Origin of the sequence: Sphingomonas mucosissima, from assembly GCF_002197665.1 — a bacterium.
Taxonomy (GTDB): Bacteria; Pseudomonadota; Alphaproteobacteria; order Sphingomonadales; family Sphingomonadaceae; genus Sphingomonas; species Sphingomonas mucosissima.
The window spans coordinates 132,706-156,912 of the sequence record NZ_NBBJ01000002.1 but is presented as its reverse complement, the minus strand read 5'-3'; the positions used below and the strand labels follow the sequence as shown (position 1 = coordinate 156,912).

Sequence of the window (24,207 nt, the reverse complement as noted above, 5' to 3'; positions counted from 1 at the left end):
GAACACCGCGATGCGGCTCGACGATTTCGACAACAACATCAACGTCGAGGATCAACGGGGGCAAAGCTTTGGCGGCGGGGGTGGGGGCGGCCTGCTGCTAGGCCTGCTGCCGTTGATCGGTAGCCGCTTCGGCTGTGGCGGCATCGTGGTGGTTCTGCTGATCTTTGCGGTGTTTGGCGGGCTGGGCAATATCGGTGGCCTGCTGACGGGCGGCGGCAGCGCGCCGCCAACCCAGGTTGGCCGGAGCGGCGTCGGCAGCGCGGGTGGCGGCGGCGCCGCAGCGGCCTGCTCGGTAGATGCAGCGACCCGATCGACGTGCAACGCGTTCTCGTCGGCAGAAAATACGTGGGAGCGTCTGTTCGCCCAGTCCGGTCAGCGGTTCGAAGCGCCCAAGCTCGTCTTCTACGGCGGCCAGGGCATGTCCGGCTGCGGCGCGGCTTCGTCGGCGATGGGGCCGTTCTACTGCCCTTCGGACCGCGGCGTGTATATCGACACGAGCTTCTTCCAGGAACTGGAGCAGCGTTTCCGCGCAGCGGGCGACTTCGCCCAATATTATGTCGTTGCGCATGAATTCGGCCACCACATCCAGACGCTGACCGGCGCATCCGAACAGGTGCGCAACGCCCAGCGGGGTGCCAGCAAGGCGGAAGGCAATGCGCTTTCGGTCCGGCTCGAGCTGCAGGCCGATTGCTACGCCGGTGTGTGGGCGGCGCAGAATCGCGACCGACTCGAAGCCGGCGACATCGAGGAAGGCATGCGTGCCGCCGAGGCGATCGGCGATGATACGCTGCAGCGGCAGGCGCAGGGCCGTGTGGCGCCGGAAAGCTTCACCCATGGCACGTCCGCGCAGCGCCAGACGTGGCTGCGCCGCGGGCTGGAAAGCGGCGATCCGGCGGTCTGCGATACGTTCAGCGGCGCGATCTGATCGCGCCGTTCGATCGTCGATTGCTCGCGCAGGAAAGAGGCCGGGGCGTCCACCCCAGCCTCTCCCTGCACTTGGCGCGGCCAGCATCGCCGGCGCGCGCGGCGATCAGATACGAACCAGCATCTTGCCTTTGTTAGCGCCGGTGAAGAGGCCGAGGAAGGCGTCGGGCGCGGACGCCAGACCATCGAACACGGTCTGTTCGCGGGTGAGGCGGCCTTCGCCAAGCCAGCGCATCATGTCAGCGTAGAAATCGGCGGCACGGGCCATATGGTCGCCGACCAGAAAGCCCTTGATCGTCAGCCGGGCCCCGATCACCTTGGCTAGGTATTTCAGCGATTGCGGCTGGCCTTCATTGTAAATGTCGATCATTCCGCAGATCGCAAAGCGCGCGTGCATGCGCGCAGCGAGCAGCGCGGCATCGAGGTGATCGCCGCCGACATTGTCAAAATAGACGTCGATCCCGCCAGGCGCTGCCTCGGCTAGCGCTTGCACCACATTGCCCGGCTTGTAATCGATCACCGCATCAGCGCCGAGCGACTTCACCCAATCGCACTTCTCAGCTCCGCCGGCAGACCCGATCACCGTCATGCCCTTGGCCTTGGCGATCTGCACCACCGTTGAGCCGACCGCACCGGCAGCGGCGGAGACGAACACGGTTTCACCCTCTTTTGCCTGCGCGACATCGAGCAGGCCGAAATAGGCGGTCATCCCCGGCATGCCGAACTGGCCGAGGAATGCTTCCTCCGGCACGTCAACCGGCGGCAGCGGCTGCACCTGACCAGCGGGCAGAACGGCTTCCTCGCGCCAGCCGAGCATGTGCTGCACCTTGGTGCCGACCGGGACGCTCGCGGCACGGCTTTCGACCACTTCGCCGATCGCTCCGCCCTGCATCGGCTCGCCGAGCGCGAACGGCGGAACGTAGCTTTTCACGTCGTTCATTCGCCCGCGCATATACGGATCGACCGACAGCCACCGATTGGCGATTCGGACTTCATTTTCCCCGAGCGGCACTGAGGGCTGATCGACCAGCGCGAAGTCGCCGAGCTGCGGCATGCCCTTCGGGCGCGAGTGCAAGGTCCAGGCACGCGGCATCATTCTCTCCCATTTTTGCGGTTGATCGGGATTATGCCTGAGCGCCTGCCGCAAAGCAAAGAGCCCGGGCGTCAACCCGGGCTCCCCGCTCACCTGGCCGCAGAGGGAAACGGCCGGTGGTTGGCTGAGGTCAGCTCAATAGGTGCCGGAGAAGCTGCGATTGAGGTTCGTGCGGCGCTGATTGTCGCCCTTCTCGCCGCCGCGGTTCTCGGTCCGATCACCATAGCCGAACAAGGCGGGATTGCCTTCCTCGTCGCGCCAGTGCTTCTTTGCTTCGTCCGCCGTCTTCGACAGCGTTACGTTCGTGTCGACGGATGCGATCCAGCTTGACGGAATGGAATGGTGGTGGCCCTCGGCCTCCGGGTCGTTCTTCGTCAGCAGGATGCGGTCGCCGCGCACCTTGTCAACCGTGCCCACGTGGGTGCCGTCGGCGCCAACGACATCCATGTGCTCCTTGACCTGGTTCAGCGACTCGCGCTGCGTCTGCCGATTGGTGCGCCAGCTGGAGAATTCGTTCTCGAACTTGCTGCGGTTCTCGCGGCGATATTCGTCATAGTCGCGGTCAAGCGCCGCGATCTGGCTGCGCCGCCACGAACCGTAATCAGAGTCGCGGTCATGGGAATTCCGATCGCCGTAGCCGCCCTCGTCGTAGCGCATATCGGCCTCGCGGCGGCGCTCCGCCTCGTCATCGCCGAACCACGAGCGAACCTCGTCCCCTGCGCGCGCAAAGAAGCCGCGATCGTCATAATCATAGCCCTGCGGGACACCGCTGTATCCGCCGCGCTGGCCGTTGCCGCCGCCGCCCATTCGGTCGTTACCCATGCGGTTGCCGCCCATTCGCGGGCGCTGACCGCTGAACTCCTGACTGCGGGAGCGATCGCCATTGTCGAACCGTTGTCCGCCGCCATTGCCATAGCTCTCACCGCCATACGCCCGGCTGCCGTATCCACCGCCACGGTGGTCATCCGAGCCATAGCTGGACCGTCCATAGCGATCACCCGACGACTGGCCGAAGCCAGAGCCGCCGCTGCCGCGCTCGCCCCAGTCCCGCGTGTCATTGTCCCGGCCGCTCCACGCGCGCTCGCCGCCGCGGGGGCGCCGGGAATTGTCCGAGCCGTAGCTCCGGTCGCTGTCGCCGCGCTCACCATAAGGCACAAAATTGCCGGTGTAGTCGCGGTCGTTTTCGCGGTCGCTGTTCCCATCATGGCTACGATCGAATGCGCCGGCGGCACGGTAATCGCGCGCGCTGGAATAGGTGTAATCCCGCCCCGATCCGTAGTCCCGGCCGAAGTCCTGCGGATCGCCGCGGCCGCTATAATCGCCGCGCGGATAACGCTCGTAGCCCATGTCCCAACTCCTTCGTCTGCGGACAGCGCCGGGCCGTGATGCCCGGTCACGATGTTGATTCAAGTTACAAGGGAGGGGAATGTTCCGCTCGCTTCGGCCGTTTTCGGCCGGCAGCCACATGGCAGCGACCAGTCGTCGACACCGATCTGCGGCAGCGTGAGAAGCCGTTGCATCACGGCGCGGCGCAAGCTAGAGGCGACGCTCCGGCATAGCCGGGTCCGGGCGGGGCCGTAGCTCAGATGGGAGAGCGCTGCAATCGCACTGCAGAGGTCAGGGGTTCGATTCCCCTCGGCTCCACCAGCCCGTCACCACCGCTCACCTCCCCCGATTACTTGATGCATTTGCCGCGGCGCAGCGTGACTTTCCTGCGTCCTCGCCGTTAAGCCGGTCGTATGAATGACGATCTGCCCGAAGCGATTCCCGCCGCTACCCTTATCATCTTCCGCGAAGCCACGGACGGCCCGCCCGAACTGCTGATGGTGGAACGTGCCAAGGCAATGGTGTTTGCCGGCGGCGCCATGGTGTTTCCCGGCGGACGGATCGATCCTGGCGACCATGCGCTTGCGGCGCTGAACGGCGGCGGTGACGAGATGGCGGCGAGGATTGCCGCTGTCCGCGAGACGATCGAGGAGGCCGGCCTGCCGATCGGGCTTTCGTCTTTACCCACCGGAGAGCGACTGGTGCAAATACGGGCCGCATTGCATGGCGGTGCCACGCTGGCGGAAGCGCTCGCGGAAGCGGAGGCGACGCTTGATCTGGCGCAACTCGTGCCATGGGCGCGGTGGCGGCCAGCACACCGCAACATGCGCATCTTCGACACCCGCTTCTACCTCGCGGAACTGCCTGCGGATGCGCCTCATGCAACCGTTGACCAGACGGAGAACGTCCGGCTGGTGTGGGCTACGGCACACCAGGTACTGGCCGACGCGGATGCCGGTCGGCTCGAGGTGATCTTTCCCACCCGGCGCAATCTGGAGCGGCTGGCGCAGTTCAACAGCTTCGCCGAGGCCGCGGCGCATGCCCACGCGACCCCGATCCGCACGGTCACGCCATGGTCGGAGACCCGAGCCGGCGAGGAGCATCTCTGCATCCCGGATGATTGCGGCTATCCGATCACATCGGAAGTGATCGCGCGCGCCATGCGCGGCTGATGCCGCGCCAGAAGCGCAAGCCCGGGCGTCTGCGCCGTGCCCTTACCTGGCTGGTGTTGCTGGCGCTGTTCGCGCTGCTGGCGCTGCTCGCTTATGGTTGGCTCCGGCAGCATCCGGAGGACACACCGTGGGCACCTCTCGACCTCGCGCGGCCGATCGGGATGTTCACAGGGCGCAAGCTGGTCGCGCTTCGCGGAGACTTTCCGCAATGCCGCGCCCTGCTCGACAGGGCAGGCGTGGAACATACGGTGCTGGCCGAGCATCGCGAAGGCGCGCAATGCGGCTATGCCGATGGGGTGCGCTTCGCTGCGGACGATCCGCATATCTCCCCGTTCGTTCCAGCGCGCTTAGGGTTCGCATGCCCCGTCGCGGCGGCCCTGGCGCTGTGGCAATGGGAAGTGGTGCAACCGGCAGCAGAGCGCCATTTCCGTATGCGGGTAATCGCCATAGAACACCTTGGCAGCTATAATTGCCGTCGCCTTTACGGCCGCAGCAGCGGCGACTTCAGCCAGCATGCGACGGCCAATGCGGTGGACATATCGGGTTTCCGTCTGGCCGACGGCCGACGAGTTACGCTGGTGGCGGACTGGAAGAAGAACGGCGCCGAGGCCGCTTTCCTGCGTGACGTGCGCGATGGTGCGTGCCGCGTTTTTTCTACTGTTCTGTCACCAGACTACAACGCCGCTCACCGCGACCACCTGCACTTCGATCAGGCTGATCGCGGCGCTGCGAGCTGGCGTGCCTGCCGCTAAATCGCGCGGGGCGGAACGACGACCCGCCCCGCCCAGCAGTACCGCGCCGCCGGCTCAATGCGGCAGTGCGCCCGCTTCCACCTTCTCCACCCAGTAGGGGTAAAAGGCGGGCTGTCGTGACGACCAGCCCGATGCGGTAGCGGCCGCTTCGCTGATCGATTGCAGCAGCTTTCGGCGCAGTTCGGGATGAAGATGCGGCAGCGCTGCTGCGGCGCAGAAGGCCCCCGGCAGCCACGGGCGCACCGACGCTCCGATCAGCCGCTCGTATAGGAAGCGATAGGCCGAAAAACTCGAAATTCGCTCCTGCCCGAGATCGAACGCACTCACCGTCGTGAGTGGTCCTAAAAAGCGCTCCACTGCGTCCAAGCCACTGTCATCAGGCACCAACGCGCGGATTTCCGGCAGACGAACATAGTGGCGCGCCTGAGCGCGGATGCTGGCTGCCTCGACAACATCACGCGACCAGCGCGTCAAGGCGTCGTCACGGTCCAACCCGATATCGAGGCTGCGCCTGATATAGCGCTGCGTCGACGCGCTGAAGCTTGCGAATTCCTTCATTTCGGTCAGCGTCATGACGCCTTCCGCCGGCTTCATCCTGGCACCCATTGCGACTACCCCACCCGCATTATCGAAGCCGGGTAATGATGCGCCAGGATGAATGTCATTCCCCTTAACGCCTCGTCTTCCGGCGTTAAGATACGAACATGGCAGTTGCCGCACCGCAACATCGATGCGACGAGCCGATGCTAACTGTTACGAAATTATGTCCGGTGGGATATTCCGGCAACAATCACGCGTCGCGCTGACGCTCTGCTTCTTCGTCATAGCCGGAGGACGGCGCGGGATCGGCGCGCCCCGGCTGCGTGCTGGCGGGCGGATCGGACGCGTCCATGGATTCATCAAGGCCGGCGTCCAATTGCGCGTCCTTATTCCCTGGTTGCTTATCCAGACGCCTAGCGATTGATTCATCGCGGCCGGCATCTTGTGATGGCGGCTGTTTGGTCGGCATGCCCATCTCCTTCGAAACGGAACCTCAACGATCAACGAAGGGTCGGTGTTCCTTGATCATCATTCGGGATCCGTCTGGCTTCGTGCCCGGCTTTCATGATTGCGCGTCCAACCGGCGAACCACCACCGTTTGCGCAAACAAGAACGCAGTGCCGAAAATCGTCATGAAAGCGATGTCGGTGGCATCGCGGCCAACGGCTACTCGCACCATATCCGCGCTATTGGCCATTCCAGTCGCATCAACGAGATGCCAAGCGCCAGCCAGCCATAGTTCCGCTGCGGCGTGGAAGTCGGGCGGGTCGACGCCGGGTGCGTAGACGGCGACGCAGCGCGCGGGGATCTCCGCCGCCCGCGCCAGCGCCACGAGCAGATGGGCGTAGTCCCGACAGACGCCGCGGCGCTCGGCAAAGGTGGTCAGCGCACCGCCACGTAACTGCGTCGCCGCCGAACTATATTCCAGCGCGCCTCGCACCCAATCGATCAGAGCCACCGCCAGCGCGCCGCCCGACAAACCGGCAAACTGCCGCCGGACGAAATGCTCGAACCGGTCGGACTCACAATATCGGCTCGGCAGAAGGTAGCCGACGGTTTCGGGCGGCAGCAACCGAACGGGGGTGGGCGCAAGCTGAGCCAGATTAACCACCGGCCGCTCGACAGTGATTACGGCGCGGTAATCGGCCATCAGCCGCTGGTCCGCGCGCGCCCAGCACCGCTGCCCGATGCCTTCCTCACCCGCCACGGCGCGGATCGGGTTATCGGAATAAATTACCAGCGATTCGGATTCGATCCGCTGGTCGGGCAGCGCGGCAGCCTCGATCTGCAACAGGACGTCTGCCGGCTCGGGGAAGGCGTAATCGAGATGGACATCGATCGAGAGCCGCATTGCTCGCTCCTGGCGGGTTGGCAGTCGGTTATCGCCGCCGTTGTTGTCGATAGCCGCTTCGTGGGCGGCATTCGAGCCGCTGATGGAGCCGGCGCACTGCCGCTCCGAACAAGCGCATGGATGACAAAAGAAAAGGCCCGGCGGGTTTCCCCGCCGAGCCTCATGTCTCAGCCTCGTCGCCGCTTATTCGCGGCTACCGAGGAACGAGAGCAGGAACTGGAACATGTTGATGAAATCAAGGTACAGCGACAGCGCGCCCATGATGATCGCCTTGCCCATCATGTCCGTGCCGGCAACATGCTCGTACATCAGCTTGATACGCTGTGTGTCATAAGCGGTCAGGCCGGCGAACAGCAGCACGCCGATCGCACTGATGCCCATCTGCAGCGCCGAGCTCTGCATCCACAGGTTGAGCAGCGAAGCGACGATCAGGCCGACAACGCCCATGATCAGGAACGTGCCGAACGCCTGCAGATTACGCTTCGTCGTGTAGCCGTAAACGCTCAGCGACAGGAACGCGACTGCGGTGGCAAAGAAGGTCGTGGCGATCGAGCTGCCGGTGTAGACGAGGAAAATCGTCGACATCGACATGCCCATGACGGCCGCAAACGTCCAGAAGATCGCCTGCGCTGCACCGGTCGACAGTCGATTGATGCCAAAGCTCAGCACCATGACGAACGCCAGCGGCGAGAACATGATGACGTATTTCAGGATGCCCGGCGCCATGAAGATCTGCGCCGCCAGGCTTTCACGCCCGCCACTGGCGAACAGCAGCGCGACGATGCCAGTGAGGAGCACGCCGGATGCCATGTAGTTATAGACAGACAGCATGTACTTGCGCAGGCCCGCATCATAAGCGGTGCCGCGCGTGCCCGGTACGCTCGCGCCGAACGCGCTCGCGGTCGGACGGGGGTCGGACCAGTTGGCCATTGTCGATTCACTCCTTCGTCCGGCAATTGGCCGGATACACCTGTGAATATTGCGTGCGGGACGCTAAAGTTCAAGTTCGCGCAGGGCGTGCAACAGTTCGTCACAATGGAAAATCGCCGATGCATCGCCTGTTCGTCGCGCTTCGCCCGCCTCCCGCTATCCGGGACGCGCTTGCCGATGTGATGGACGGGATCGCTGGCGCACGGTGGCAGGATGATGACCAACTGCATGTGACCCTGCGCTTCATTGGCGCGGTGGATCGACCCATGGCCGAAGACGTGGCTGCCGCACTAGGCGCCATCCAAGCGTCGGCGCCCACCGTCGCGATCTCGGGCGTCGGGCGGTTTGGCCAGCGCGGGCGCACCGAAGCGCTCTGGGCCGGGATAGTGCCGCCAGAACCGCTGGCGGCGCTGCATCGCAAGGTCGATCAGGCGTTGGTGCGCGTGGGCCTCGAACCCGAGCGACGCGCCTATCTGCCGCATGTCACGCTGGCGCGCATTGCCCGCGGACTTCAGTTGGAACCGGAAGTGGAAGCGTCGCTCGCGCGGCACGCGAGCCTGACAAGCGAACCTTTCGCGGTCCATCACCTTGTTTTGTACGAAAGCCATCTCGGGCGAAGCGGCGCCAGTTACGAGCCAATCGCCCGCTGGCCCCTGGATTGATCGTCTGTTACGCCCGTCCCGAACAGCCGCATGGGGGATGAGGATGAACACGACCGCGGACGGCGAATATCGCGCCACCGGCTATGCCTGGTACGTACTTTCCATCCTGTTCGTGGTGTATATCCTCAACTTCATCGACCGGCAGGTGATTTCCATCCTGGCCGAAGACATCAAGCGCGACTTGAACCTTCGCGATGAAGACCTGGGCTTCCTCTACGGCACCGCCTTTGGCGTGTTCTACGCGCTGTTCGGCATTCCGCTGGGGCGGCTCGCCGATAGCTGGCACCGCGTCCGCCTGATTAGCGTGGGACTTGCGCTTTGGTCGACGATGACGGCGCTGTCCGGGCTCTCGCGCACGGGCGGTCAGCTTGCCGCGGCCCGCATCGGGGTCGGCATCGGTGAAGCAACGGCCAGTCCGTCCGCGTATTCGCTGATCTCGGACTATTTTCCGAAGAAGCTGCGCGGCACCGCCCTGTCGATCTATTCGGCCGGTATCTATGTCGGCGCGGGTATATCGCTCTTCATCGGCGGTCTGATCGTCCAAAGCTGGAACGCTGCCTATCCGGACGGCGGCCCGTTCGGGCTGGCGGGATGGCAGGCAGCCTTTCTCGCGGTCGGCTTGCCCGGCATCATCTTCGCGATCTGGATCGCCACGCTCCGTGAACCGGTACGTGGGCTTTCCGAAGGTTTGGCGCAGCCGCCGCACCCGGCACCCTTCAAGGTGTTTTTCGAAGAACTGTTGACGATCGTTCCGCCGTTCACGCTGATCGGCGCTGCTCGCCAGGGCACGCGCACCCTGCTGTGGAACCTTGTCGCAGCCGCCGTTACGATCGGAGCGGTGGCGCTTCTTGTCGCCTTTGGCGAGCCCTTGCCGCAGTGGGCGGCGGTTGGCATCGGCTGTTATGCCGTTTTCTCCTGGGCAAGTGCGCTGCGCCTGCGCGATGCGCCCACCTTTGCGCTGATCGTCGGCACGCCGGCTTTCCTGTGCACCGTCGTGGCGTACGGGCTGAACGCTTTCCTGAGCTATGCCGCCGGCTTCTGGGCGGCGCCTTATGCGATGCGCGAATTGGGTGTCACACCGGCGGAGGCTGGGCTGATCCTCGGCGGCATGGGCGCGGTTTCCGGTTTTCTGGGCGTCACCTTTGGGGGCGTCATGGGAGACAGGCTGCGGCAAAGGCATGCTGGCGGGCGCTTGATCATGGTGGCGCTGGGCGCTGTGGTCCCCGTTCCCTTTCTGGCGATCGGCTTCACCGCCGACACGCCAATCGTTCTTTACGCCTGCCTCTTCGTGGCGCAGTTTACCGCCAGCTGGGGCCTCGGCAATTCGGCAGCAACCACGCAGGATCTGGTGCTTCCACGCATGCGCGGCGCCGCGACCGCGACCTATTTCATCGGCACGACGCTGCTCGGCCTTGCCATGGGGCCGTATCTCGCGGGCCGGGTGTCCTCGCTGACCGGCAGCCTGTCCACCGGCATGCTGTCGCTCCTCGTCACCACGCCGATCACGCTTGCCGCCGCGATCGCCGCCTTCCGGCTCGTTCCGGCGGCCGAGGCCAGCCGCGAGGATCGCGCGCGCGCCGCAGGTGAGACCGATTTCAGTTGATCCGGGTGACATTGCGGGTGGCGGCGCTGGTACTGGCGCTGCTACTCGCCCTTCCCTTGCACCTGCTCTGGCGGCTGCTGCGCTTGCCGTCGCCGTGGCCAAAGTGGTTCTTGGGCAGTGTCGCGCGGATCATCGGCGCGCGGCGCCGAACCATCGGCGCACCGCTGCGCCGTGACGTGGTGTTCGTGTCCAATCACCTGAGCTGGATGGACATTCCGATCCTTGCGGGACGCAGCGGCAGCGCGTTCGTAGCCAAGGCGGAGCTGAGCACCGTGCCGCTGGTGGGATGGCTCTGCACGCTGAACGGCACGATCTTCGTCCGCCGCGAGGAGCGCATGGCAGTGGCCGACCAGATCAACGCCTTGCGCGAGGCCTTGGCGGAGGCCTGGGCAATCACGATCTTTCCCGAAGGCACCACGGGAGACGGGAAAGCACTGCTCCCCTTCAAAGCCGCGCTGCTGGCGGTGCTCGATCCGCCCCCGCCCGGCGTGATGGTTCAGCCCGTGCGCGTGGATTACGGCGCAGCGACGACGGAGCTTGCCTGGGTGGGTGACGAGCCGGGCACGGCGCATGCGCGGCGCGTGCTAGGCAGACGCGGCAGCTTTGCCGCTACCGTCCATTTCTGCGAACCATTCGATCCGCGCGACTTCTCGGGGCGCAAGGCGATCGCCGCGGAGGCGCGGGCGCGGATCACGGCCGCCGGTGGCGGATAGGGCTCGCCTCCGCTATAGGCGCAGCCCCATGAAGCCAGCACCAAAAACCTTTGCCGTCAAATCCTTCGGCTGCCAGATGAACGTCTACGACGGCGAACGCATGGCGGAGTTGATGACCGCCGAGGGCATGATCCCCACCGCGGACGCCAATGACGCGGATCTGGTGGTGCTGAACACCTGCCATATCCGCGAAAGGGCCACCGAAAAGGTGTTCTCCGACATCGGCCGGCTGCGCAAGCACGGCCGCGCACCGATGATCGCGGTGGCCGGCTGCGTGGCCCAGGCGGAGGGTGAGGAGATCGTGCGCCGCGCCAAGGTGGACGTGGTTGTCGGCCCGCAAGCTTATCACAACCTGCCGCGGCTGGTGGCGGAGGCCGTCGCGGGCACGGCCGCGCTTGATACTGATATGCCGGCCGCATCGAAGTTCGGCGCCCTGCCCGCCCGGCGCAAGGTTGGCCCAAGCGCTTTCCTCACCGTGCAGGAGGGATGCGACAAATTCTGCACCTATTGCGTCGTGCCGTACACGCGTGGCGCCGAGGTGAGCCGGCCCTTCGCGGCGATTGTGGACGAGGCCAAGGCGCTGGTCGATGCCGGCGCACGCGAGATCACGCTGCTCGGCCAGAACGTCAATGCATGGACCGATGGCGACGGCCGCGGCCTGCATGATCTGATCCGTACGCTGGACCGCATCCCTGGGCTGGCGCGTATCCGTTACACGACCAGTCACCCCAATGACATGGCGCAGGGGCTGATCGACGCACACCGCGACGTCGAAAGCCTGATGCCGTTCCTCCACCTGCCGGTGCAAGCGGGCAGCGACCGGGTGCTCAAGGCAATGAATCGCAGCCATAGCCGCGACTCGTACCTTCGCTTGCTCGATCGGGTGCGCGCTGCTCGGCCCGACATCGCCCTTTCCGGCGATTTCATCGTCGGCTTCCCTGGCGAGACCGATGCCGAGTTTGAAGAAACCATCCGGCTGGTGAACGAAGTCGGCTATGCGCAGGCGTTCAGCTTCAAGTACAGCCCGCGGCCCGGCACGCCGGCGGCCGACATCGCCGATCACATCCCCGAGGAGGTGATGAGCGCGCGCCTTCAACAATTGCAAGGGGCGCTTAACCGCGATCAGCTGGCGTTTAACGAAGCATCGGTAGGCCGGACGTGCGAGGTTCTGATCGAGCGCGAAGGCAAGCTACCGGGCCAGATGCTGGGCAAATCGCCCTGGTTGCAATCGGTCCTTCTTTCGGGAGCGCACAAGATTGGCGACCTGATTTCGGTTTGTCTGACCCATGCTGGACCCAACTCACTGACAGCAATATTCAATCCGGCTTCGCCGACGAAGACAAGTTGTTGACAGCTATCGAAAGAAGCGAGAGGCTGCGGCCAGGAGAGCAGACAGGAGCCGCGATCGACGCCAGCATTTCCGTATTCTGAAGGTCCTCGTCGCGCTTGGTCGATGACCTCCTGGATGTTCGGTGACCGGTCTTCCGACCGGCAGGATGATGGCGTTGGTTGAGCGCGACCCTGTCTGAAGAAACAGGGAGGACCATCAAATGGCAACTGTGGACGCACCCGTTAACGTGATTTGCCAGTGCCCGGCATGTACCAGTGGCGGTACGCACCCGGACGGTAAGATTTGGGACGACGGACGATACGTGGACTTCGGATCGATCGATCCGAACGCTGGCGGCACCTATGCCGGTAAGCCGATCTGGGAAGTCGGGACCATTTCTGCCAACCTGAACCGGACCGGCTATGACTGGTACACCAACAATTACGGCGAGCTGAGCGACGGAGTCCTGAACTTCGGTTTCTGGAAGAACTTCGCGGAAATTTCCAACAGCTACTATGTCAACGCAACCGGCGACGATCTCTTTTCCGAGGCTATGCGCGATACATTTTCCGCTTTCAATGCTCAGCAGCGGCACATTGCCCGAACGTCAATGGGCTTGTGGGATGACCTAATCGGCATCTCGTTTCGGGAAACGAAATCCTTCGATGCCGATATCAACTTCGGCAACACCGACACGGGCGGCGCACAGGCCTATGCCTATCTGCCGTTCGGCAACATCTATGATCAATCTTATCAGACCACTTACGACTTCTCCGAAATCGGGCGGATCAGCGGCGACGTCTGGATCGATGGCTTCGTTTCTTCTAATTTTTCTCCGGTCGGGAATAGCTACTATGCCGTGACCACAATGATCCATGAGATCGGCCACGCACTCGGTCTGAGTCATCCGGGCGATTATGACGCGCTCGACGACAATGATGGCGACGGCGAGCCTGATCCGATCACCTACGCGAACGACGCTGCCTTTGCGCAGGACTCCCGGCAATATTCGATCATGAGCTATTTCGACGCTTATGAAACGGGCGCCCAGCACGTTGATTTCACGCTGGCGAACTTCGCGTATGCGGCAACGCCGCTGGTCCATGACATTGCCGCGATTCAGGCCATCTATGGCGTCGACACGACCACGCGCACCGGAAACACCACCTACGGCTTCAATTCCAACGCCGACCGGGCCGCATACGACTTCACGCTGAACACGCGGCCGATCGTTACGATTTGGGATGCGGGTGGGCGCGACACGCTCAACTTCTCGGGCTGGGACACGCCGTCGATCATCGATCTGAACGAGGGTGCCTTCTCGTCTGGCGGCGGCGTGATCGAATTTCCGACGCTTGAGGAAGTAAACGCCAATCGCGCCGCCCTTGGCTTTGCGCCGCGCACCCAGGCGCAATTCGACTTCTATCTCCAGCTACGCGAGGAACTCGGTCTCGAGAACGGCCTGTTCACCGACAATATCTCGATCGCCTACGGAACGGTGATTGAGAACGCCGTAGGCGGTGGCGGCGATGATCTTATCGTGGTGAACAGCGTGGCAAACCGCGTGGACGGCGGCGCCGGCACCGACACCGTAAGCTACGAAACCGCAACCACGGACGTCACCGTGTCGCTGAATAGCGGCATGGGTTCCGCCGGCGCGGGCGGTGACCGCTACACCAATATCGAGGGTGTGATCGGATCGACCTTTGCCGATCGACTGAGCGGCAATTCGGCCGCGAACATCCTGGAAGGCGGGAAGGGCGATGATCGCCTGACCGGCGGCGGTGGTGGAGACACATTCGTCTTCAAGTTCGCCAATGGCAGCACCGGGATCGATCGTATCACCGACTTCGGGCGCGACGACGTGATCGTCACTGATCGGGCGCTTGCCGATCCGAACAATGACGGCATCATTCGTGTCGGCAGCACGGGCACGCTGGTGCTCGATCGGGATACAGGATCGCGCGTTCTCCTGCAGAACTTCGATGCCGGTGGCGGCATTGAGTTCCTGGGTGAAAAAAACGGCTTGTTCTATTACGGCTATGCTGGCGACACGCCTGGGATCAGCGCTCCTGTGACCAGCGCCTTTGCCGCCGGACGCGTCTATGAGGCGCCAGTTCCATTCGCGCCGGCGTCCGGCGCGGAGCTGTTCGCGCCAAGCACCAGCGAGGGCCTGTCCAGCTTGAATGCCAATGCCTTTGATCTAAGCGACATGCGTCTGGCCGGTGGGTCGGTAGCGGCCAATGGTGGGGGAGCCGGCAGCGGTGCTGCGGCGGGTGGAAGCTTCGACCTTGCGCTCTTCTACGCGCCCTCGGCTTCGATGCATTCGCTGGAGTCGCTTCACTGCGTTTTAGTATGATTTAACGGCCGGCGGCGGATCGTTGCGGTAAATCCGCAACGATCCGCCGCCGTTTCCGTTTGTGCGTCAGATGGGACTTACACTTGCGCGGTGCCGCTGCCACATTGGTGGGGCATGACGCATTTCCAGGGAGCCAGATGAGCCGAAAGCCCGTACCCGCCCAAGCGGGCGATCGCAGCAGGGTCGAACTTACCTTCGACCGTCCTCAACTGCTCAGTGCCCTGTTCGGCCAATACGATCGCCACCTCGTGGCGCTTGAGAACCGGCTCGGGGTGTACATCACCGCGCGAGGCAATCGCGTAGGCCTGGAGGGAACGGCGGAGCAAGTCGCCCTGGCCCGCGATGTGCTCAACGATCTTTATGCCCGTATTCAGCGCGGCGAGGAGGTCGACGGTGGGCTGGTCGATGCGTCCATCGCCATGGCGGCCGAGCCGACACTCGACGGCATCATTTCAGCGGAGAAAACCGGCGGCGCACCGCCGATCATGATTCGTACGCGCAAAAAGACGATCGTGCCGCGCACCCCTGCGCAGGCGCATTACATGCGCGAACTGGTGCACAACGACATGATCTTCGCGCTGGGGCCAGCGGGTACCGGCAAGACCTATCTTGCTGTTGCGCAAGCGGTTGCGCAATTGATCACCGGCAGCGTGCAGCGGCTTATCCTGTCGCGCCCGGCGGTCGAGGCGGGCGAGCGACTCGGCTTCCTTCCGGGCGACATGAAGGAGAAAGTCGATCCGTACCTTCGCCCGCTGTATGACGCGCTTTACGATTGCCTTCCTGCAGAACAGGTCGAGCGCCGAATCGCGAGCGGGGAAATCGAGATTGCACCGATTGCGTTCATGCGCGGTCGCACCCTTGCCGACGCCTTCGTGATCCTGGACGAGGCGCAGAACACGACGCCAGCGCAGATGAAGATGTTCCTTACCCGCTTCGGCGCGAACAGCCGGATGGTGATCTGCGGCGACCCGAACCAAACCGATCTTCCGGGCGGCGTGGCGGCGAGTGGACTTGCCGATGCCACCATGCGGCTGGAGGGCGTCGAGGGGATCGCGATGGTGCGCTTCACTGCCGCGGACGTCGTTCGCCACCCGATCGTCGGTCGCATCGTCGAAGCCTATGAAGGGCGTGACGCGTGAAATCAGCGTGGCTTCGCGGCATCGCGGCTGCATCGCCCGGCCGAGGTTACGGCAGGGCGCGGCTGCCCTGCCCGGGTGCGGCGCATTCGCGTGGCAAGCGCCCAGATAGGTGCACATGGATGTCACATGATTGAAGTCGCGCTTCTGCAGGAAGAGCCCTGGCTTGATGGCCGCTGGGAAGCACTTGCCAACGCGGCTGTCCGCGCCGCGATCGGTTCGACCCCCTTCGGAACGCTGCTCGACACGCGGTCTGCCGTGGAAGTGAGCGTCCGCCTTACCTCCGACATGGAAGTGCAGACGCTTAATTCACAATATCGTGGCAAGGACCAGCCCACCAACGTGCTGTCCTTCCCCATGGTACAGCCGGACCTCATCGATACCGTCAGCCACAATTCCGATGATGGGGAGGTCCTGCTGGGTGACATCGTGCTGGCGCACGGCGTGTGCGTGGCCGAAGCAGCCGAGCGCGGGATCAGCGTGGAGGATCACCTCACCCATCTGATCGTGCATGGCAGCTTGCATCTGCTTGGCTATGATCACATGAGCGACGACGAAGGGGATGCGATGGAAGCGATCGAGCGCGATGCGCTCGCCACGCTCGGCATCGCGGATCCCTATGCCATACGAGAGGACTAAGTGTCCGAGGACCGAAGTAGCGCCGGAAACGGCGAGCCGCATGAAGGCAGTATCTGGCGTGGCCTGCGCACCCTGATCTTCGGGGATTCCGAAGAAGCGACGCTGCGCGATGTCCTGGAGGCGGCCATCGACCGCCACGAGGAAGACCCCGGACCCGAAGCCAAGGGCGATCTGACGCCGCTCGAGCGGCAGATGGTGCGCAACCTGCTCCATTTCAGCGAGCGGGACGCTGGCGATGTGGGGGTGCCGCGTGCCGATATCATCGCGGTGGAAGAACAGACCACCTTTGACGAGATCGTGCACGTCTTCGCGGACGCCGGCGTCAGCCGCCTGCCGGTCTATCGGGAGAAGCTCGATACGATCGTCGGCATGGTCCATATCAAGGACGTGTTCGCGATCCTGGCGGGCGACGAGCCCCGGCCGTCCGACATCCTCGGCCTGATCCGCCAGCCGCTGTTCGTGCCGATGAGCCGCGGCGCGCTCGACCTGCTGGCTGACATGCGGCAGACCCGTGTTCACCTGGCCGTGGTGCTGGACGAATATTCCGGCACCGAGGGCCTCGTCACGATCGAGGACCTGATCGAGGAAATCGTCGGCGAGATCGAGGACGAGCATGATGAAGCCCCCGAGGCCATGCTCGTGCCGCTGGATGGCGGCGCGTGGGAGGCGACGGCCCGGGTGGAACTGGACGAGGTCGGGAAGATCGTCGACCCCCGGCTTGCTGAGGCGGACAGCGATGTCGACACCATTGGCGGGCTGACGGCGGTACTCGCCGGCCGCGTGCCGGAGCCGGGCGATTGTATTGACCATCCCAGCGGATGGCGGATCGAAGTGGTGGATGCAGACGAGCGGCGTATCAACCGCGTTCGCCTTCACCCGCCCGTGCCGGAGCCAGAAGAAGCGTAGCGTCTTCGGCCTCCACATGGTCGCGGGCGGCCTTGCTTAGCGCAGCGGCGGCCTCGGCCATGACTTGTTCGGATACTTTCGGCCAGACCCGACACGGTGAGGCGTTTTTTCCGATCAGCTTGGATCACCGGCACGGCGACGACGTCTGTTCACATGCCGCGCGAGGACGGAGCAAAGCGCGACGTCGTGACAGCCGCGCAACGTGGCAGCAGGCCCCACGCGCCGGCCGCCGCGGCGAAACGAGCATCTGCCGAGCGATGGCGGTGGTGCAATTCGCTCGAATGCCGCTCCAGAGCCTGATCTAGGTTCTTGAGACCGTGCAACAGGAAAGCTGCGCCCAAGGCGGAAAAGCGGTGGTGACAACCGGTATGGAGCCAGCTTTTGCCCTGCAACCGGACGCGGCCTGTGCCGCGGGGCCGGATCAAGCCGGCTGGATCAACCTTTAGCGGAAATTGTCGGCGTAACTTTGCAGCTTCAGCGTCTTTTCGGGCGCGGGCACCACGAGATAGGCGATGCCTTCGCGTTCGGCATATGCCTTCGCAGCTTCCAGCGTTGGAAAGCCTAGGCGCACCTGACCCTGCGTGTCCCCGCTTCCCGCCCAACCGGTAAGCGGATCGGCGCGCTGGGCCTCGTGCGGCTCAAATTCGAGCTGCCAGAGATCGGTGCGGTGCTTGCCCGATTGCATGGCGTTCTTCGGGCGCTGATAAATACGAGCGGTGGGCATAGGCTTGTCCTTATCGTGATCCGCGCGCTCTTGCATCGGCATTTTTCGTTCGCAGCGTGGCGGATGCCGCCGCGGGATCATCCGGCCATGGGTGGCGGGGATAACGACCGCGCATTTCCTTGGCGACCGCGCTCCAGCTTCCCGCCCAGAAGCCCGGAAGATCGCGCGTGGTCTGGATCGGGCGCCCCGGCGGCGAGGTGAGCGACAGCACCAGGGGCACGCGATCCGCGCCGACGGTGGGATGCTCCGACAGGCCGAACAGCGCCTGCACGCGCAATTCCACCCGCGGGCCACCTTCTGCCGCATAATCGATGGCGTGCGTGCTGCCGGCCGGGCTGGTGAAGCTGGCCGGCGCCATACGCTCGATCCGCTGCACCTCGTCCCACGACAACAGGTTGCGCAGCGCGTCCGCCAACGCCCCCGGCGCAATCGCGTCCAGCCGGCGCTTGCCCGACACCAATGCCGGGAGCCAATCGTCGAGCCGGGCCAGCAAGACCTCGTCATCGAAGCTCATCCCGGCATAGATCGCCCGCTGTTGAAACGCGCGCGCGCCATCGCTCCAAGGCAGCAGCGACAGCCCGTGCCGCCGCACCCCGTCCACCAATCCCGCCTCGATCACCGATGGCGCGGCGTCGGCATCCGGCGCGGTGGCCAGACGGATCGCGCCAAGTCGGCGCTCCCGCATGGGACGAACGCTGCCGGTCTCGGGATCGAATTGCGCCAGACGACGCGTTTCGATCCGGTCCCCGAACAATGCGATCACCGTTTCCTCATCGATCGCAACAGCGGACAGGACGCGCGCGCCCGCCGCCATCCCCTGCGTTTCCGCCACTGCCAGCCATTCTTCGCGCGCGAGCGAGGACGCGGGATCGAGTTTGACGCCACGGCCGCCAACCGACGCCCAGCGCTCGCCGGCGCCGTCGCGCCGCCGTGCGATCCGATCCGGAAAGGCGAGCGCGACCGCTACCTCAACGCCTCGCGCCGATGGCGGCAGGGCAATGGCTGCTTCTGACGTCGGCGAAGGCGCCGCACGGCGCCATCGCTCCGCAAGCTGGCGCGCCGCTTTCGCTTTGGGTGAGCCGTCGCCTCTCCACCGGCGGAGGCGCAGCTCCAGATCGGGATCAATACCGCCGAGCCCCCGCTCCCCCAGCAGCACCGCCACCTCGGCCGCTACCCCGGCGAGACCCAGCTCCCCCGCACGCAGCAGCATGTGGGCAAGGCGCGGCGGCATCGGCAAGGCGGCGATGGCTCGGCCGTGCTGTGTCGGGCGACCGTCGGCATCGACAGCCTCCAGCACCATCAATCGGGCGCGGGCTTCGGCGACCGCTGCGTCGGGCGGGGGATCGATCCACGCCAGATCGCGCGGATCGGCCACGCCCCAGATGGCGCTCGCCAGCACCAGGGAGGAAAGATCTGCTTCCACGATTTCCGGCGGATCGAAACGCGGCAGGCCCGCCGTCGCCGCCTCTTCCCACAGGCGGTAGGCCACGCCGGGGCCCTGCCGAGCAGCGCGCCCGGCGCGCTGGGTGACGGAGGCTTGACTCGCGCGCTCAGTCACCAGCCGGGTCATGCCGGCGGCGCGATCGTAGCGCGGACGGCGCGCGAGGCCGGAATCGACCACGACCCGGATGCCGTCGAGCGTCAGGCTCGTCTCCGCGATCGACGTGGCGAGCACCACTTTGCGCTGGCCGCTGGGTTCGCCACGGATGGCGGCGCGCTGGGCGGCGGGATCAAGGCTGCCGTGCAGCCGATGCAGCGCCACGCCTGGGATGCCTTCGAGCCGCTCGGCCGTGCGCTCGATCTCAGCCACACCCGGCAGGAAGGCGAGCACGCCGCCATCCGAATCGCGCAAGGCGGTGCGGATCGCCGACGCCACCGCATCCTCGATCCGGTCATGCGTGCGGCCGATGTGAACCAGGGACAGCGGCCAGCTACGCCCCGCGCTTTCGATGACCGGCGCATCGCCAAGCAGCGCAGCGAAGCGCGCGCCGTCCAGCGTTGCCGACATGGCGACGAGGCGCAGATCCTCACGCAAACCCGCTTGGGCATCAACCGCCAGCGCCAGACCGAAATCTCCATCCAGGCTACGCTCGTGAACCTCGTCGAAGAGCACGGCGGAGACGCCGGCAAGTTCGGGATCGCGCTGGATGCGCGCGGTGAAGATCCCCTCAGTGATGACGGTGACGCGGGTATCGGCCGATCTCTTGGTGTCGAGCCGCGTGGCATAGCCGAACGTCTTTCCCACCGGCTCACCGGCGAGCGCAGCCATCCGCTCGGCCGCGGCACGCGCGGCGAGGCGGCGGGGCGAGAGGAGCAACACCTCGCCGGTGCACCACGGCTGTTCGAGCAGCGCGGGTGCGACGGCCGTCGTCTTGCCCGCGCCCGGTGGCGCCACCAGAACCGCAGACGATCGATCGCGCAGCGCGGCCAGCAAGTCCGGCAGAACGGCATGGATCGGCAAATCGCGGTCGACCATCATCCCCGCCCCGTGGCAGACACGTGCCGCAATTTGAAGTCGCTACACGCGGCGCCCCTGCCCGTCAGCGAAGCGCGGCCACTTCCGGGCGGCGCAGGCAGTCCGCGATGCGTCCTTCATCGCCTCCGCCCGCCTGCTGCGTCACCGGCGGGATCGCGACTGGTGCCCCGACCCTCACCGGGGCGAAGCGGGCGGGATCATAGCCAGCGCAGCGCAGGAGCGCTGACAGCATCCGCGGCGGCGTGTCGCGCGCCTCGTAGCTGAGGCGGAAAGTGCCCCAGTGGATCGGAATTGCGATCGACGGCGCCATGCGATTGAACACGCGCACAGCATCCGGCGGACCGATATGGCTGCCCGAGCCCATCTGGCCCGGCGCGAAGCGAAACGCACCGATCGGCAGCAAGGCGAGCCGGACCGGACCATGCGACGCCGCCTCGCGCGGCCATTCGCCGTTCCCAAGCCCGGTATCGCCAGCGAAGAACAGATTGCCGCCGGGCAAGCGAATGGTGAAGGCGGACCAAAGCGCGCGATTGCGATCAGTGAACCAGCGGCTTCCCCAATGGTGATTGCGCGAGACGATCACCTCCACGCCGGGACGCACGACCGCACGCTGGCCCCAGTCGAGCGCCGTTGCGGGCACGCCCACCTGGCCGATCACGCTGTCGTTGCCGAGGCTGGTGACGACCAACGGGCGATCACGCTGCCAGAGCCGCTTCAAGGTCTGCTGGTCGAGATGATCGTAGTGGTTGTGGCTGACGAGGATGAGGTCGATCTTCGGCAGATCCTCGAAGCGGACGCCGGGCGCCGTCACCCGCGTGGGGCCGAAGCCGAGCGGGCCGGCACGGTCCGACCAGATCGGATCGGTGAGGATGTTCAGCCCTTGCGTCTGCACCAATACGGTGGCGTGGCCGATCCACGTGGCGACCATGCGGTCACCCGCCACCCGCCGCGCCGGTATGCCCGGCGTCACCGCGACCTTCTCGGGCCAGGGTGGGCGACCGTCGCTGCCCGTCAGATTGCGCCAGAGAAAGCCCGAACGGCTGCCGCCCGTTGGCACCCGCAGCGTGTCGGCATCGCCATCCGGATTGAAGAAGCGCTCCCCGTCGAAATGATCGGTCTCGGGGCCACGATAATAGATCCGGTCAAGAAAGCGCGGAACGATCGCGATCGCCAGGCCCGCCGCGATCAGCAGGAACAGCAATGCCGACGCAGCGATCTTCAGAATACGGGCCAACAGCGCTCTCTCGCTACCTTGTTTTGTTTTGAGCAGGGCCAACGCACGGAAACGGGATTCAGCGCAGCCATTCGCTGCGCACGCGATTGGCCTCCATTGATCTGCTCACCTCCACCATGAAGGCGACAAGGCTGGCGATCAGCAGCAACATGGCGAGAATGAACAAGATCGCGACCAATTGGCCGATGTGCAGGCTCGCGAGCACGGCCACGAACAGAGTGGCGACAACCGCGCAGGTCATCACGGCCGAACTCACCGCAAGGAAAAGCGCGCGATTGATGATCACCATGCGCCGATCAAGCAGCCCCAGCTCCCACCGGTGACGCGCATTTTCCTGATCGGTTACGCGCGACGTCTGCGCTTCAAGCGTGCGGGCACGATCGATCACGCGCGACAAGCGACCAGCGAGCACGTTTAGCAGCGCACCGATTCCGGCGAGCATGAAAACCGGACTGAGCGATAGCTGGATCGTTTGCGCGATCGTCAGCACCTCTGGGGAATACGGCATTGCGCCAGATGTGGCGTCGCTGCTGCCGGGCAGCAAGTTGCAAGATGCTGGTAACCGGATTGCGGCTATGGCCGTGCCATGTCGAAGCACTTGTCACCATGCGCGCTAACCAGCCTTGGCGGCGGCGTGCGTGCTCAGGTGGTTGCGGGGCTGCCCGCCGAGATCGACGCGGTTGCGCAGGAAGCCCCGGCAAGCCACGGCTTTCTGCGCCGCGCCTGGTTCGACGCTGCGCTCCAGACATATGGCGGGCGCGCACGCACGCTGATCGTCAGCGAGGGCGACCGGCCGATCCTGGCATTGCCGATGCGCCATGTCGGCCCGCGCTTCGCAGGGCTGGCGAGCGTTCCCGGGTGCTTTTGGCCATTTCGTAGCTTCCCCATGGTCGCGGGGGCCGGCGCGGGGGCGATCGACGCGGCGCTGGACCAACTCGCGGCGAGCGTAACGGCGCTGCGCATCGGCCCTGTGTACGACGGGGATGCCTCCGCCGCGCCGCTGATCGACGCAGCGCGCGCGCGCGGCTGGGCCGTGCTGAACCGAACGGTCGCGACCAGCTTTCTGCTAGACATGGCGGCAGCGCGGGCCGCGGGCACCTGGCCACGCAATTCGACGCTGCGCAAAAATCGCTTTCATGAGAAGCATCTGGCCGAGCATGGCACATTGCAATGGTCGTTCCTGTCCGGGGCGGACTGGCCGGCCGCCTTTGACGATCTGGCGAACATCGAGTGGGCGAGCTGGATCGCGACCCGCACGGACGGGGGCGACGCGAAGTTCACGCGCGCGGGCCATGGCGCGTTCTGGCGGGCAGCAGCGGCGGATCCTGTGCTCGCCGGCATGTTCCGGGCTGCGCTGCTCACGGTGAGCGGGCGGCCGGCGGCTTTCTCGTTCGACATCGACGCGGGCGAACTGAAATATGCGATCGCCAACAGCTACGATCCGGCTTTCGCCAAACACTCACCGGGCAAGCTGCTTTATTATCGCAACCTCGTGGGCGCGATCGAGCGGGGCATCACCCGCGTCGACTGGGGCGCGGGGGACAGCGGCTACAAGCGCACGATCGGTGCCGAAGCGGGTCCTGTGATCCGCGACTGGCTGCTGCTGCGCCCCGGCGTGTGCGCCGCGACGGCGCCTGCGGTCAGGCTGGCCTGGCGGGTCCGGTAAGGATCGCCTCCACCGCATCGATCATCCCGTCCAGCGCCACCTGCTCACCCCAATAAGGGTGATCGGGCCCCGCCCCGGCATCGCGCGCCGCCTCGCGCCCGGCAAGCAGCGTGCGCAGCGACAGGCCAGCGAACAGCAAGCGCTGATTGACCAGCCCCAGCGGCAGATGATCGAGCAACCGGTGGAAGTGCGTGAGGCAGCGCACGTAGCCTTCCGAATGCTCCCCGCCGGCCCATTCATCGAACATCTGGCGGCGCTCGGTCTGCATGCTCGTCATGAAGCGGAAATAGGTTTCCCCTTCTCCCGTCTCACCCCTCAGCTCCGCATTGGGCACCACCAGCGCGCGCACCACGTCGCGCAGGCTTAGCGCACCGCCCGCCTCCGCCTCGTCCAGCATGCGCATGCGCGCATCATCGATCAGGTCCGCCCCCTCGACGACCAATTCGCGCAGCAGATCGTCCTTGCTGCCGAAATAATAATGAACGGCGGCGGCGTTGCGCTGCCCGGCTGCTTCGACGATCTCGCGCATGCCCACCGCAGCAATGCCGCGCTCTGCGAAGAGCCGGCGGGCGGCGCGCTTCAGTTCGTTTCGGGTGGTGCCGCCACGGCCGGCGGATTGGGGACGCACAAGGTTCATGCGGCAGGAGCATCGGCCAAGCCGCCGCGCGGTT

Annotated in this window: 23 protein-coding genes and 1 tRNA gene; 13 read left to right on the top strand and 11 right to left on the bottom strand. The window is 65.2% G+C overall.

Going from position 1 to position 24,207, the window contains the following annotated elements; all coding sequences use genetic code 11:
- Window positions 1-10 precede the first annotated feature (10 nt).
- On the top strand, window positions 11-925 hold the full coding sequence (ypfJ, locus tag SPMU_RS07895) for a KPN_02809 family neutral zinc metallopeptidase (RefSeq protein WP_088333341.1): 915 nt from the start codon (window positions 11-13) through the stop codon (window positions 923-925).
- A gap of 105 nt (window positions 926-1,030) precedes the next feature.
- Here ypfJ and SPMU_RS07890 read toward each other — a convergent pair whose 3' ends face one another.
- The gene (locus tag SPMU_RS07890) at window positions 1,031-2,017 is read right to left on the bottom strand and encodes an NADP-dependent oxidoreductase (RefSeq protein WP_211275749.1); all 987 of its coding nucleotides are present in this window, start codon (window positions 2,015-2,017) and stop codon (window positions 1,031-1,033) included.
- A 135-nt stretch (window positions 2,018-2,152) separates the two neighbouring features.
- On the bottom strand, window positions 2,153-3,364 hold the full coding sequence (locus tag SPMU_RS07885) for a DUF2171 domain-containing protein (protein WP_088333339.1): 1,212 nt from the start codon (window positions 3,362-3,364) through the stop codon (window positions 2,153-2,155).
- Window positions 3,365-3,588: 224 nt separating this feature from the next.
- On the opposite strand from SPMU_RS07885, the gene SPMU_RS07880 reads away from it, so the two are divergent.
- The 3 genes from SPMU_RS07880 (at window position 3,589) to SPMU_RS07870 (ending at window position 5,267) form a co-directional block, all read left to right on the top strand.
- Window positions 3,589-3,664 (top strand) — tRNA-Ala (locus tag SPMU_RS07880).
- Window positions 3,665-3,756: 92 nt separating this feature from the next.
- Window positions 3,757-4,515: an NUDIX hydrolase gene (locus SPMU_RS07875; RefSeq protein ID WP_088333338.1), complete on the top strand. Its 759-nt coding sequence runs from the start codon at window positions 3,757-3,759 to the stop codon at window positions 4,513-4,515.
- Window positions 4,515-5,267 carry an extensin-like domain-containing protein gene (locus SPMU_RS07870; protein WP_088333337.1) on the top strand — a complete coding sequence of 251 codons (753 nt, stop codon included), beginning with the start codon at window positions 4,515-4,517 and terminating at the stop codon, window positions 5,265-5,267. The genes SPMU_RS07875 and SPMU_RS07870 overlap by 1 nt, the downstream gene beginning before the upstream one ends.
- A gap of 54 nt (window positions 5,268-5,321) precedes the next feature.
- Here the strand turns inward: SPMU_RS07870 and SPMU_RS07865 are convergent, their stop codons facing one another.
- From SPMU_RS07865 to SPMU_RS07850, 4 genes are all read right to left on the bottom strand, one after another.
- Window positions 5,322-5,861 carry a hypothetical protein gene (locus SPMU_RS07865; RefSeq protein WP_425442147.1) on the bottom strand — a complete coding sequence of 180 codons (540 nt, stop codon included), beginning with the start codon at window positions 5,859-5,861 and terminating at the stop codon, window positions 5,322-5,324.
- A 196-nt stretch (window positions 5,862-6,057) separates the two neighbouring features.
- A complete protein-coding gene (locus SPMU_RS17210) occupies window positions 6,058-6,282 on the bottom strand; it encodes a hypothetical protein (RefSeq protein ID WP_088333335.1) in 225 nt (74 codons plus the stop codon).
- A gap of 87 nt (window positions 6,283-6,369) precedes the next feature.
- Window positions 6,370-7,158 (bottom strand): transglutaminase-like domain-containing protein, encoded by a 789-nt coding sequence (locus SPMU_RS07855; RefSeq protein WP_088333334.1) that lies wholly within the window; start codon window positions 7,156-7,158, stop codon window positions 6,370-6,372.
- 183 nt (window positions 7,159-7,341) lie between these two features.
- Window positions 7,342-8,088, bottom strand: coding sequence for a Bax inhibitor-1/YccA family protein (locus SPMU_RS07850; RefSeq protein ID WP_088333333.1), 747 nt, complete (start codon window positions 8,086-8,088; stop codon window positions 7,342-7,344).
- Window positions 8,089-8,207: 119 nt separating this feature from the next.
- Between SPMU_RS07850 and thpR the strand changes: the two genes are divergently transcribed.
- The 8 genes from thpR (at window position 8,208) to SPMU_RS07810 (ending at window position 17,436) form a co-directional block, all read left to right on the top strand.
- Window positions 8,208-8,750 (top strand): RNA 2',3'-cyclic phosphodiesterase, encoded by a 543-nt coding sequence (gene thpR / locus SPMU_RS07845; RefSeq protein WP_088333332.1) that lies wholly within the window; start codon window positions 8,208-8,210, stop codon window positions 8,748-8,750.
- A 37-nt stretch (window positions 8,751-8,787) separates the two neighbouring features.
- Window positions 8,788-10,353, top strand: coding sequence for a spinster family MFS transporter (locus SPMU_RS07840; RefSeq protein ID WP_088333331.1), 1,566 nt, complete (start codon window positions 8,788-8,790; stop codon window positions 10,351-10,353).
- On the top strand, window positions 10,353-11,066 hold the full coding sequence (locus SPMU_RS07835) for a lysophospholipid acyltransferase family protein (RefSeq protein ID WP_088333660.1): 714 nt from the start codon (window positions 10,353-10,355) through the stop codon (window positions 11,064-11,066). Before SPMU_RS07840 ends, SPMU_RS07835 begins: the two co-directional genes overlap by 1 nt.
- Window positions 11,067-11,094: 28 nt before the next feature.
- Complete coding sequence (gene miaB, locus SPMU_RS07830; RefSeq protein ID WP_088333330.1) at window positions 11,095-12,417, top strand: tRNA (N6-isopentenyl adenosine(37)-C2)-methylthiotransferase MiaB; 1,323 nt, start codon at window positions 11,095-11,097, stop codon at window positions 12,415-12,417.
- A 199-nt stretch (window positions 12,418-12,616) separates the two neighbouring features.
- On the top strand, window positions 12,617-14,755 hold the full coding sequence (locus SPMU_RS07825) for a M10 family metallopeptidase C-terminal domain-containing protein (protein WP_088333329.1): 2,139 nt from the start codon (window positions 12,617-12,619) through the stop codon (window positions 14,753-14,755).
- Between the two features lie 137 nt (window positions 14,756-14,892).
- Entirely contained in the window at window positions 14,893-15,894 is a 1,002-nt protein-coding gene (locus SPMU_RS07820; RefSeq protein ID WP_088333328.1) for a PhoH family protein, read from the top strand.
- 126 nt (window positions 15,895-16,020) lie between these two features.
- Window positions 16,021-16,530, top strand: a complete 510-nt coding sequence (gene ybeY, locus SPMU_RS07815) for an rRNA maturation RNase YbeY (protein ID WP_088333327.1) — start codon at window positions 16,021-16,023, stop codon at window positions 16,528-16,530.
- Window positions 16,531-17,436, top strand: coding sequence for a hemolysin family protein (locus SPMU_RS07810; protein ID WP_088333326.1), 906 nt, complete (start codon window positions 16,531-16,533; stop codon window positions 17,434-17,436).
- 442 nt (window positions 17,437-17,878) lie between these two features.
- Here SPMU_RS07810 and SPMU_RS07805 read toward each other — a convergent pair whose 3' ends face one another.
- From SPMU_RS07805 to SPMU_RS07790, 4 genes are all read right to left on the bottom strand, one after another.
- Window positions 17,879-18,160, bottom strand: coding sequence for an ETC complex I subunit (locus SPMU_RS07805; protein WP_088333659.1), 282 nt, complete (start codon window positions 18,158-18,160; stop codon window positions 17,879-17,881).
- Between the two features lie 10 nt (window positions 18,161-18,170).
- Window positions 18,171-20,636: an ATP-dependent helicase HrpB gene (gene hrpB / locus SPMU_RS07800; protein WP_088333658.1), complete on the bottom strand. Its 2,466-nt coding sequence runs from the start codon at window positions 20,634-20,636 to the stop codon at window positions 18,171-18,173.
- Window positions 20,637-20,700: 64 nt separating this feature from the next.
- Window positions 20,701-21,870 carry an MBL fold metallo-hydrolase gene (locus SPMU_RS07795; RefSeq protein ID WP_425442146.1) on the bottom strand — a complete coding sequence of 390 codons (1,170 nt, stop codon included), beginning with the start codon at window positions 21,868-21,870 and terminating at the stop codon, window positions 20,701-20,703.
- Between the two features lie 58 nt (window positions 21,871-21,928).
- Window positions 21,929-22,378, bottom strand: a complete 450-nt coding sequence (locus SPMU_RS07790; protein ID WP_088333325.1) for a DUF2721 domain-containing protein — start codon at window positions 22,376-22,378, stop codon at window positions 21,929-21,931.
- A 78-nt stretch (window positions 22,379-22,456) separates the two neighbouring features.
- On the opposite strand from SPMU_RS07790, the gene SPMU_RS07785 reads away from it, so the two are divergent.
- The gene (locus SPMU_RS07785) at window positions 22,457-23,536 is read left to right on the top strand and encodes a GNAT family N-acetyltransferase (protein ID WP_088333324.1); all 1,080 of its coding nucleotides are present in this window, start codon (window positions 22,457-22,459) and stop codon (window positions 23,534-23,536) included.
- Here SPMU_RS07785 and SPMU_RS07780 read toward each other — a convergent pair.
- Window positions 23,511-24,173 (bottom strand): TetR/AcrR family transcriptional regulator, encoded by a 663-nt coding sequence (locus SPMU_RS07780; protein WP_088333323.1) that lies wholly within the window; start codon window positions 24,171-24,173, stop codon window positions 23,511-23,513. The two genes, SPMU_RS07785 and SPMU_RS07780, sit on opposite strands and share 26 nt — an antisense overlap.
- Between the last annotated feature and the right edge of the window lie 34 nt (window positions 24,174-24,207).

Excerpts from the sequence above, each read along its gene's own strand:
- ypfJ (WP_088333341.1), top strand. The coding sequence starts at position 11 with ATGCGGCTCGACGATTTCGACAACAACATCAACGTCGAGGATCAACGG.
- SPMU_RS07890 (WP_211275749.1), bottom strand. The coding sequence starts at position 2,017 with ATGCCGCGTGCCTGGACCTTGCACTCGCGCCCGAAGGGCATGCCGCAG.
- SPMU_RS07885 (WP_088333339.1), bottom strand. The coding sequence starts at position 3,364 with ATGGGCTACGAGCGTTATCCGCGCGGCGATTATAGCGGCCGCGGCGAT.
- SPMU_RS07875 (WP_088333338.1), top strand. The coding sequence starts at position 3,757 with ATGAATGACGATCTGCCCGAAGCGATTCCCGCCGCTACCCTTATCATC.
- SPMU_RS07870 (WP_088333337.1), top strand. The coding sequence starts at position 4,515 with ATGCCGCGCCAGAAGCGCAAGCCCGGGCGTCTGCGCCGTGCCCTTACC.
- SPMU_RS07865 (WP_425442147.1), bottom strand. The coding sequence starts at position 5,861 with ATGAAGCCGGCGGAAGGCGTCATGACGCTGACCGAAATGAAGGAATTC.
- SPMU_RS17210 (WP_088333335.1), bottom strand. The coding sequence starts at position 6,282 with ATGGGCATGCCGACCAAACAGCCGCCATCACAAGATGCCGGCCGCGAT.
- SPMU_RS07855 (WP_088333334.1), bottom strand. The coding sequence starts at position 7,158 with ATGCGGCTCTCGATCGATGTCCATCTCGATTACGCCTTCCCCGAGCCG.
- SPMU_RS07850 (WP_088333333.1), bottom strand. The coding sequence starts at position 8,088 with ATGGCCAACTGGTCCGACCCCCGTCCGACCGCGAGCGCGTTCGGCGCG.
- thpR (WP_088333332.1), top strand. The coding sequence starts at position 8,208 with ATGCATCGCCTGTTCGTCGCGCTTCGCCCGCCTCCCGCTATCCGGGAC.
- SPMU_RS07840 (WP_088333331.1), top strand. The coding sequence starts at position 8,788 with ATGAGGATGAACACGACCGCGGACGGCGAATATCGCGCCACCGGCTAT.
- miaB (WP_088333330.1), top strand. The coding sequence starts at position 11,095 with ATGAAGCCAGCACCAAAAACCTTTGCCGTCAAATCCTTCGGCTGCCAG.
- SPMU_RS07825 (WP_088333329.1), top strand. The coding sequence starts at position 12,617 with ATGGCAACTGTGGACGCACCCGTTAACGTGATTTGCCAGTGCCCGGCA.
- SPMU_RS07820 (WP_088333328.1), top strand. The coding sequence starts at position 14,893 with ATGAGCCGAAAGCCCGTACCCGCCCAAGCGGGCGATCGCAGCAGGGTC.
- ybeY (WP_088333327.1), top strand. The coding sequence starts at position 16,021 with ATGATTGAAGTCGCGCTTCTGCAGGAAGAGCCCTGGCTTGATGGCCGC.
- SPMU_RS07805 (WP_088333659.1), bottom strand. The coding sequence starts at position 18,160 with ATGCCCACCGCTCGTATTTATCAGCGCCCGAAGAACGCCATGCAATCG.
- hrpB (WP_088333658.1), bottom strand. The coding sequence starts at position 20,636 with ATGGTCGACCGCGATTTGCCGATCCATGCCGTTCTGCCGGACTTGCTG.
- SPMU_RS07790 (WP_088333325.1), bottom strand. The coding sequence starts at position 22,378 with ATGCCGTATTCCCCAGAGGTGCTGACGATCGCGCAAACGATCCAGCTA.
- SPMU_RS07785 (WP_088333324.1), top strand. The coding sequence starts at position 22,457 with ATGTCGAAGCACTTGTCACCATGCGCGCTAACCAGCCTTGGCGGCGGC.
- SPMU_RS07780 (WP_088333323.1), bottom strand. The coding sequence starts at position 24,173 with ATGAACCTTGTGCGTCCCCAATCCGCCGGCCGTGGCGGCACCACCCGA.